8 protein-coding genes are annotated in these 7,101 nt (G+C 35.0%); 4 read left to right on the forward strand and 4 right to left on the reverse strand.

Annotated elements, in window-relative coordinates:
• Window positions 1-1,110 precede the first annotated feature (1,110 nt).
• From RMO83_RS15130 to RMO83_RS15140, 3 genes are all read left to right on the forward strand, one after another.
• Window positions 1,111-1,533, forward strand: a complete 423-nt coding sequence (locus tag RMO83_RS15130; protein ID WP_310560535.1) for a DUF6943 family protein — start codon at window positions 1,111-1,113, stop codon at window positions 1,531-1,533.
• Window positions 1,534-1,659: 126 nt separating this feature from the next.
• The gene (locus RMO83_RS15135; RefSeq protein ID WP_310560536.1) at window positions 1,660-2,166 is read left to right on the forward strand and encodes a hypothetical protein; all 507 of its coding nucleotides are present in this window, start codon (window positions 1,660-1,662) and stop codon (window positions 2,164-2,166) included.
• Window positions 2,167-2,353: 187 nt separating this feature from the next.
• Window positions 2,354-3,688 carry a PdaC/SigV domain-containing protein gene (locus tag RMO83_RS15140; protein ID WP_310560537.1) on the forward strand — a complete coding sequence of 445 codons (1,335 nt, stop codon included), beginning with the start codon at window positions 2,354-2,356 and terminating at the stop codon, window positions 3,686-3,688.
• Window positions 3,689-3,780: 92 nt separating this feature from the next.
• Here RMO83_RS15140 and RMO83_RS15145 read toward each other — a convergent pair whose 3' ends face one another.
• From RMO83_RS15145 to RMO83_RS15160, 4 genes are read right to left on the reverse strand one after another with little or no spacing between them, the layout of a single operon-like run.
• A complete protein-coding gene (locus RMO83_RS15145; protein WP_310560538.1) occupies window positions 3,781-3,957 on the reverse strand; it encodes a hypothetical protein in 177 nt (58 codons plus the stop codon).
• A complete protein-coding gene (locus tag RMO83_RS15150) occupies window positions 3,947-4,201 on the reverse strand; it encodes a hypothetical protein (RefSeq protein ID WP_310560539.1) in 255 nt (84 codons plus the stop codon). Before RMO83_RS15150 ends, RMO83_RS15145 begins: the two co-directional genes overlap by 11 nt.
• On the reverse strand, window positions 4,198-4,608 hold the full coding sequence (locus RMO83_RS15155; protein WP_310560540.1) for a DUF5675 family protein: 411 nt from the start codon (window positions 4,606-4,608) through the stop codon (window positions 4,198-4,200). Before RMO83_RS15155 ends, RMO83_RS15150 begins: the two co-directional genes overlap by 4 nt.
• 1 nt (window position 4,609) lies before the next feature.
• Window positions 4,610-5,365: a hypothetical protein gene (locus RMO83_RS15160; protein ID WP_310560541.1), complete on the reverse strand. Its 756-nt coding sequence runs from the start codon at window positions 5,363-5,365 to the stop codon at window positions 4,610-4,612.
• A gap of 1,103 nt (window positions 5,366-6,468) precedes the next feature.
• Here RMO83_RS15160 and RMO83_RS15165 point away from each other — a divergent pair.
• Window positions 6,469-6,960 (forward strand): transposase, encoded by a 492-nt coding sequence (locus RMO83_RS15165; protein WP_310560542.1) that lies wholly within the window; start codon window positions 6,469-6,471, stop codon window positions 6,958-6,960.
• Window positions 6,961-7,101: the final 141 nt, after the last annotated feature.

Here is a 7,101-nt window from a genome sequence, read left to right on the forward strand (position 1 = left end):
CATAATTATAATAAATTAGTAAGTACGTTTTAACCTTCAAATTGGACAAATAATCAATGTTATTAGGGTTTAAGAGGAATTGTAAATTTTACTAAAAAGAAAAAATATTGCACTTAATCGTTTCAGTTAATTTTTTTTGATTTTGAACTATTTAGTAAAGCCAGTAGCCATATTAGGAGCTTGGAATTAAAAAAGATTTAGGGCAAAAACCAAAAACATAAATTTTTAAAGACCTAAAGTAATTTATGAAAAGCAATCAAGCGGTCTCTCTGCGGTCGTTCCCTTTGTTCCGTTCGGCTGTTCCAGTCGGTCGTGCCTTCCTCCATTCCACAGATCACTTCACAGCACAAAAAATAAGGCAGCCAAAAAATAGGCAGCCTTATTTTTTCCGCTGTTCGTTCCTCATCTTCACACGGTCTCTTCCTGCGTTCGGTCGGGCTTAAGCATCCACAATACCGCTTCATTTCGTTACAGTCATTCGTTCGCTTAATGCTCCATTTCATTCCGCTGAAAGCTCTCTCATTCATTTCACTACATTCCAGCCGTATTATGTCTACCGCCCTATATTTTTTCAGCGGTTGCTCTTTCGCACAGCCATCGGGGTTGGCTCCGCTTCCCTCAATGTGTTTTTAAGAAACTCTTAGTTGATATTTACAAATCACTTGTATCACATCACTTTGATGAGGTCGCTTTGCCCTAAATCAAGGAACGCCTATCGGCTGTCTAATATTTCCTCCCCACCGTTTCACGCAGCTATCCCTTCTCTCTACTCCGCAAGCTACGTTCCGTTCTCGGTCTAGCGTGGCTGTTCGATTGCCGCAACCCCGCCACTGCGCTCCTCAGTCATTCCGCTATAATTCCGCTATCGCTACATTTTAGCTCCATTCCTTGCGGTGCTTGGGGGTGTTAAAATCATCCACGACAACTATAGTGCAATTTTCTTGAAAAGAAAGAGAAAAAAATCCAGCAAATTTAGCATCCATTCCTCACTTCCAGTCGGTCGTGCCTCCCTCCGTTCCCGTTCGTCATTTCTGCTGACTATATGGCTTTCTTTTTTTCTCTTTTTTCTTTTCAAAAAAATTATGTCGAATTTTTTAAACCAACAACACTATGCCAAATTTCATCATCAAGACCCACCAAAAAGACACTACCTACAAGGGAAACCAAATCTTTATCCTCAACAAAGGAATGAACTCCGGTAAACCTCAAAAAGAACCTTTCACGAACAGCTTTGTGATTAATTGCCCAGACGAAAAGGATGCTGAAACGGTATACTGGCTTGCTTATAGCCTTTGGAAATCAAACTTCTGGCACCAATTTTTAATTGGGTCCGTAATCCCTTTTTTACGAATCAAGGATTTTAAGAAAGATTTTAATTGTAAAGTGAATGAAATGATGCAAGAACAAGAGCTGCACCAAAGACAAGTCCAGGCGTTGAGGTTACTGGAACAAAAAGAAGATCAATTGCATCGAAACATCGTACTTATAAATGAAATGCGCAGAGCTATTTTAAACCGCTATTACAGGAAATAAAAAAGTAAAATTCGTATTATGATTATGTATATTTGAAAGAAATAAAGCCACCAGAATAAGAGTAGATTGTGATGAATTTGTCAGTCCAATCTATAGGTTATTAAACTAAAAACATTAAATAAGAATATGCACAATTTTGAAGACTTAATATACCGAAGCACATCATTTACATTGGCTGCATTAGAAGAGACTAATTCGAAAATTATCGAAGCACTTCAAACAAGTGGATCAACAATTCTTGTAAAAAATCTTCAGATGATTCAACTCCAAAAGACAATATTTGCGATTGGAATGTTCTCGATGTTTGATGCAATATTACAAGACCAATTATCTTGTAGAAATGGATTTGAAGGCGCCAAAAATATTCTCAAAGAAAAACAGAACTTAAAACTTCACGATCGTTTTGATGAATTTATATGTGCCATTAATGTATTAAAACACGGAGTAGGTCGAAGTTATGACGCTTTATTATCAAAATCCGAATTACTCCCATTTAAAATAAAATTACGAGGAGAAAATTTCTTTGACGAGGGTGATGTTTCTGAAATTGATACATTAATTGAGGTAGATGATAGTTTTGTTTTGAACTGCGCCGATTTAATAGGTAAAGTTTCAAGTGAAATCAGTGCATAAATATATTAACTATCCATAACAGCTAAAACGGCAACGGATTTGGGCAATTGGCTTAATGGAAAGTTATTTTTAAATTTAGGATGATTTGGCAAATCCAAAAACAGGGTTTAATTTAGTCTCAAACCCGCTCTTGTTGTGGAACATTGGCGGTAATTTATTAAGAAACATTTACTATTAAATTCAGCATATGATTTATAAAATTTTAGGAATTGCAATTAACAACTATGATTCTCCTTTACTTGATAAAATTCAAAATTGTAAAAGTGATTTAAATGAAATTATCAGCATTTTTAAATCGCGTTATATTATAGATGATGTAGAGTTACTTACAGAAAAAGAACAAACTACACGTAAATACATATATTCACGATTATATGAATACTTCATTAATTCATTAGAAGATGAAAACATCATAATAATTTATTGTGGTCACGGCGAATACAATGATGCAATTGGCACATCGTACTGGCTTCCTTCAGATTCTGAGCCAGAACATCCATCTTCCTGGTTCAATGTAAATGATCTTTTATCCTTCATAAAAATAGCTCCAGCTATTCATATTAGTCTAATTTCAGACAGTTGTTTTTCAGGAGCAATTTTCGAAAGTGCTTCGCGAGGTGGCGGAATTAAAACATTAGATAAAAAATTGTCTCGTGAAGCACTAACTTCAGGAAGCATCGAAAAAGTCAGTGATGGAACTGCTGGAATGTCCAGTCCTTTTGCAGAAAAGCTTTGTGAAATTTTAAAAAATAATTCCGAAAAAGCTCTACCATTCTCAAAACTAGCAAATGATTTAATTTTAAACTTTGATGAGAATAGGAAGCAAACTCCAATGTTTGGCACTATAGCTAATGTTGGTGATAAAGGCGGAACAATGATTTTACAATTAAAAGACGATCTTGATGAAGAAATATCATATAATGAAATTTCTTTGGGTTTAAACATCGATTATCTTAGTGATTTAGATTACAGTTGCAAAATTCCGTTTTTCCTTGAAAACAAACATTTCGATAATATGTTTGTAAACTCATATATTCAACAATTGGCTTACAGTATTATCAGCGACACAAGAAATTTTATTAATGATGATAAAAGTTTTATTATTAAGAGAAATAAAGAAACAGGATTCTACCTTTTTATTAACTACACTATCAATACTCTAAATACTAAATATTTGAGTATGACATTAACGATAGAAAACTATTTTGGTGGTGCACATCCAAATAATTATATACACTCATTAAATATAGCTTTCAAACCAGATAGAAAATTAAACTTATATGATGTAGTGAAATTTGGAGATTTTCAAAAATTCATAAAACAGATGATAAAAAAATATGGTGATGACTCAGAGCATAAAGAAGTTTTAAATAAATATGTTGAGTACACAACCTATAATAATCTAGATTTTTCAATAGATGAGGGTAAATTGAATTTGTATTTTCTGAATTTTATGCCAAGGGTTGTAATGGCATTAGGTTTCTTAGAAATTCCAATTAAAGAAATCAAATATAAATTATAAACTATCGCCAACACACGTTAAACTAAAAAAAGCCAGGTCTCACGACTTGGCTTTCTTAGGTAGTCCGGAAAAGGTTACCAATCATAACCGGGCTATTTATTTTTAGATTTTGTCAACCATTTTAAAAGGAGTGAAACCATAAAACTGGCAGTGGCTCCCACAACCGCTAAGATAATTGTTTTTGCAATATCTTCCGAAAGAATGTTGGGCAAAATGCTCAAAAATGTTCCAGATGCGGTTCCTGCTCGGAGGGAAATATTAGTCTCCATCTCTCGGTTTATTTGTGTCATCCTGAGCCTGTCGAAGGATCTCATCATCTACCGTCATTTGACTTACCGCGGAGATAACTCCTCCTGCAACTGCCATATAACCTGCAACAGTTACCACCGTTACAGGTAAAACAATAGGTGCTGCCACAATTGTTCCACTAATGGCCAACAAAGCCAAACCAATACTTCTCAAAATCTTGAAAAACTTTGGTGTGGGTGCTTTTATTCTTTCTACTATTTTCATACTATTTCTTTTTTAGACTGGATACTTATTTTAACTTCTTCATTTCGATCAAAAGCTGCATAAACTGTCGTTTTCAACTTTTCCAACGCTTTTCGGGAATTACTGCCCTTTCCAATTCCGGTGTGCTTGGTTACAGGAGCAATGCAGCCCAACAACTCTTTCTTTGCGTCACTGGCGGGATGGATTAAAATCAAATCTCTTCCCGGGACATTCATCAAATGCAGGTGCCATTTGAATTTGGGACTAAATCGCTTCTGCAAGATATATTCTCCTTCGGGAATACAAGAAATACGCTTTTGGTTATTTAACCAAGGCAATTCGATGGTATAACAAACTAATGTGCCGTTCCATTCCAAAACCCCTTGCGTTCCCTCGGGAAAATAAGTCCGTTTCAACACTAGGACCATCCTACAAGCCGCTCACCTGAACCAATGCCAATGGATTGTATGCGCCATTTTTCAATGGGTACATTTGTCCATTCACTTCTTGGTAAAACTCAACTCCTAAAGCCAAAAACAATGGTTTTGTGCTTGCTGGAGTTACTGCATTCATTTGGTTGATGGCAACCGTAGCCACAGCATCCCACGGAAGGATTGCAGTTTCAGAATGGGCTTCAACGAAAGTTTCTGTTTCAAAATCAATTTCTGCTCCTGCAGATATGATTTTAAAGTGGGTGGTTCCACTCGGTGCATCAATCATATTTGCCGGAACAAACGGATCCAGATCAATAGTGATTTCACCAGTCACACGGTCAATGGCGCCCACAAATGGGGCAAATAAACTGGTGCCTAGTTTTCCCCTGATGTTGAATTCAAATCCGGCTAGCAATTCTGCTTCACCATCAATCACGTTTCTCAATCCTCTCAAACTGGTTACATCCGCTTGGATAACTTTGACCATCGCTTGAGTCAATCTACTCACCATTCTGCCATCGGCAGAATTCAAGAGCAAAGCTCTCAAAGAGGTTCTCAAAATCTTTCCTGCCTTTCCGGCTCTTCCAAACTCGGAACCGTTCTCACGCGTTCTTTGGAATGCTGGATCACTCGCCATTCTGCTGGCGTCGATTCCACCTTTTTCACGAGCTAGATGCCCGTCTTGGGTTTTGTAAAAAGTAATATCTCCGATAGTACCTTTCAACTTAATTATGCCTTTTTGCCTTGCCATAATTTCTAAAGTTTTAAATTAATAAATGTTTCAAATTTCCTCAATCATCATCCTGTTGCAATATCTTTCGATTGATTTCGAAAACAAATTTTAGCCAATTAAACCACATATAAAAGCATACCCCATTCCATATGTCACTATCTGCCACTAATGTCACAAATCGACACAAATGACCCGTTATAGCAATCAATTATTGAAGTAAATTGCTGCTTAAAACAATAGAGAATATTCACTAATTTTATTTTTAATCAACGACTGTGGTGGAAGCATTCAAAAGCGACTCAAAGCCTAGTCAACAGTATAGATAGTGTATGAAAACCGAACCTAAGAGAATATGTATCTACCCCAAGGACATACAGCGCATTACCGGGAAGAGTTATCGTCAAAGTATTAGATTGTTGCACAAGCTAAAAAAGGACTGTAATAAAAGTCAAAATAGTCTTGTAAGTGTGGAGGAGTTTTGTGATTATACAGGTTTAAAATACGAGCACGTAGAACCCCATATAAAAGGGTGAAAATGTATAAACCTATTTGTTTTTTGAACTACTAATTCATTAAAATTCCTTATATTTGTGCATTAAGATTTGTCAAAAAAAAGAATGATTTTTTGAGGTTTAAAATCGAGACCCTAGAAATTTATTTTGAAGAACCTATGTTATATCAGGCATAGTAGGGGGTAATACAAATCCCTTCCTCTCTGCTTTAAAAAACCGTAAAGTGATGCAAATAAAGACTTTACGGTTTTTTATGGTTTAATAGTCAAAAATAGTTGGTAAAAACCTTTCTAGGTACTATAAAATACGATGTTTCCAAAAGTTTATTGAAATTCGTTTCAATAAACTTTTTTTATTTATGAAAAACTCAAAAAAAAGCGTTGTCCAACGTGTAAAAGTCTTCAAACTATTAAATGGGGAATCCAGCAAAACAAGCAACGTTTTAAATGTAAAGATTGTGGGCAATTATTTACAGCAAATAACAAATCTGTTTCTGATTCAAACAAAGAAATTTGGTTTAAGAATTGGATAATTGGCAAAGATACTTTGGAAAAAATATCACTTGAATCTGGATATAGCAAGAGCACATTGCAGCGTTATTTTTCTAAAATGTTACGAAAAGCACCTGTTTTAGAATTCAACTCTACTGATGAAATTTATTTAGTCCTGGATGGAACCTATTTTTCGAATGATATTTGTTTAGTAGTTTATAGAAACTTTCATTTAAAGTTGACACAACTTTATCGCATGACAGATGGAGAACATTTTGAAGAGATTGCAGAAGACTTGCAGAATTTATTGAATCTAGGAATTAAAATAAAAAGCATCACATCAGATGGAGATAAATCCTCAATAAAGGCCATCAAAAAAGTTTGTCCAAAAGTGCCTTTTCAAAGATGTTTAGTACATATATCAAGGATGTGCCGAATCTGGCTTACGCAAAACCCTAAACATAGATCTGGTTTTGAACTCAAACAAATAGCAGTTAAAATTCATCACATTAATTCTGAATACAAACGTCAATTATGGCTTATTGAACTTATTCAATGGGAAGAAGAGTATCGAGATTATATCAATCAAAAATCATATAATACCATTTAGAAATCATTGTTGTCCGATAAAAGTAAATAAAAAAGAAGCCATAAAAATGGCTTCTCAATTAAAATCGTAATTTGGTTTTGCAAAAGACAAAAAACGATGAGTAAAAGTAATTATTTTTCTAGTAAATCTGTTTTCGGACAG

Source organism: Flavobacterium sp., assembly GCF_031423415.1.
Taxonomy (GTDB): Bacteria; Bacteroidota; Bacteroidia; order Flavobacteriales; family Flavobacteriaceae; genus Flavobacterium.

Bases quoted from the DNA above. Each gene is read 5' to 3' on its own strand.
- RMO83_RS15130 (WP_310560535.1), top strand. From the start codon at position 1,111: ATGCCAAATTTCATCATCAAGACCCACCAAAAAGACACTACCTACAAG.
- RMO83_RS15135 (WP_310560536.1), top strand. From the start codon at position 1,660: ATGCACAATTTTGAAGACTTAATATACCGAAGCACATCATTTACATTG.
- RMO83_RS15140 (WP_310560537.1), top strand. From the start codon at position 2,354: ATGATTTATAAAATTTTAGGAATTGCAATTAACAACTATGATTCTCCT.
- RMO83_RS15145 (WP_310560538.1), bottom strand. From the start codon at position 3,957: ATGGAGACTAATATTTCCCTCCGAGCAGGAACCGCATCTGGAACATTT.
- RMO83_RS15150 (WP_310560539.1), bottom strand. From the start codon at position 4,201: ATGAAAATAGTAGAAAGAATAAAAGCACCCACACCAAAGTTTTTCAAG.
- RMO83_RS15155 (WP_310560540.1), bottom strand. From the start codon at position 4,608: ATGGTCCTAGTGTTGAAACGGACTTATTTTCCCGAGGGAACGCAAGGG.
- RMO83_RS15160 (WP_310560541.1), bottom strand. From the start codon at position 5,365: ATGGCAAGGCAAAAAGGCATAATTAAGTTGAAAGGTACTATCGGAGAT.
- RMO83_RS15165 (WP_310560542.1), top strand. From the start codon at position 6,469: ATGTTACGAAAAGCACCTGTTTTAGAATTCAACTCTACTGATGAAATT.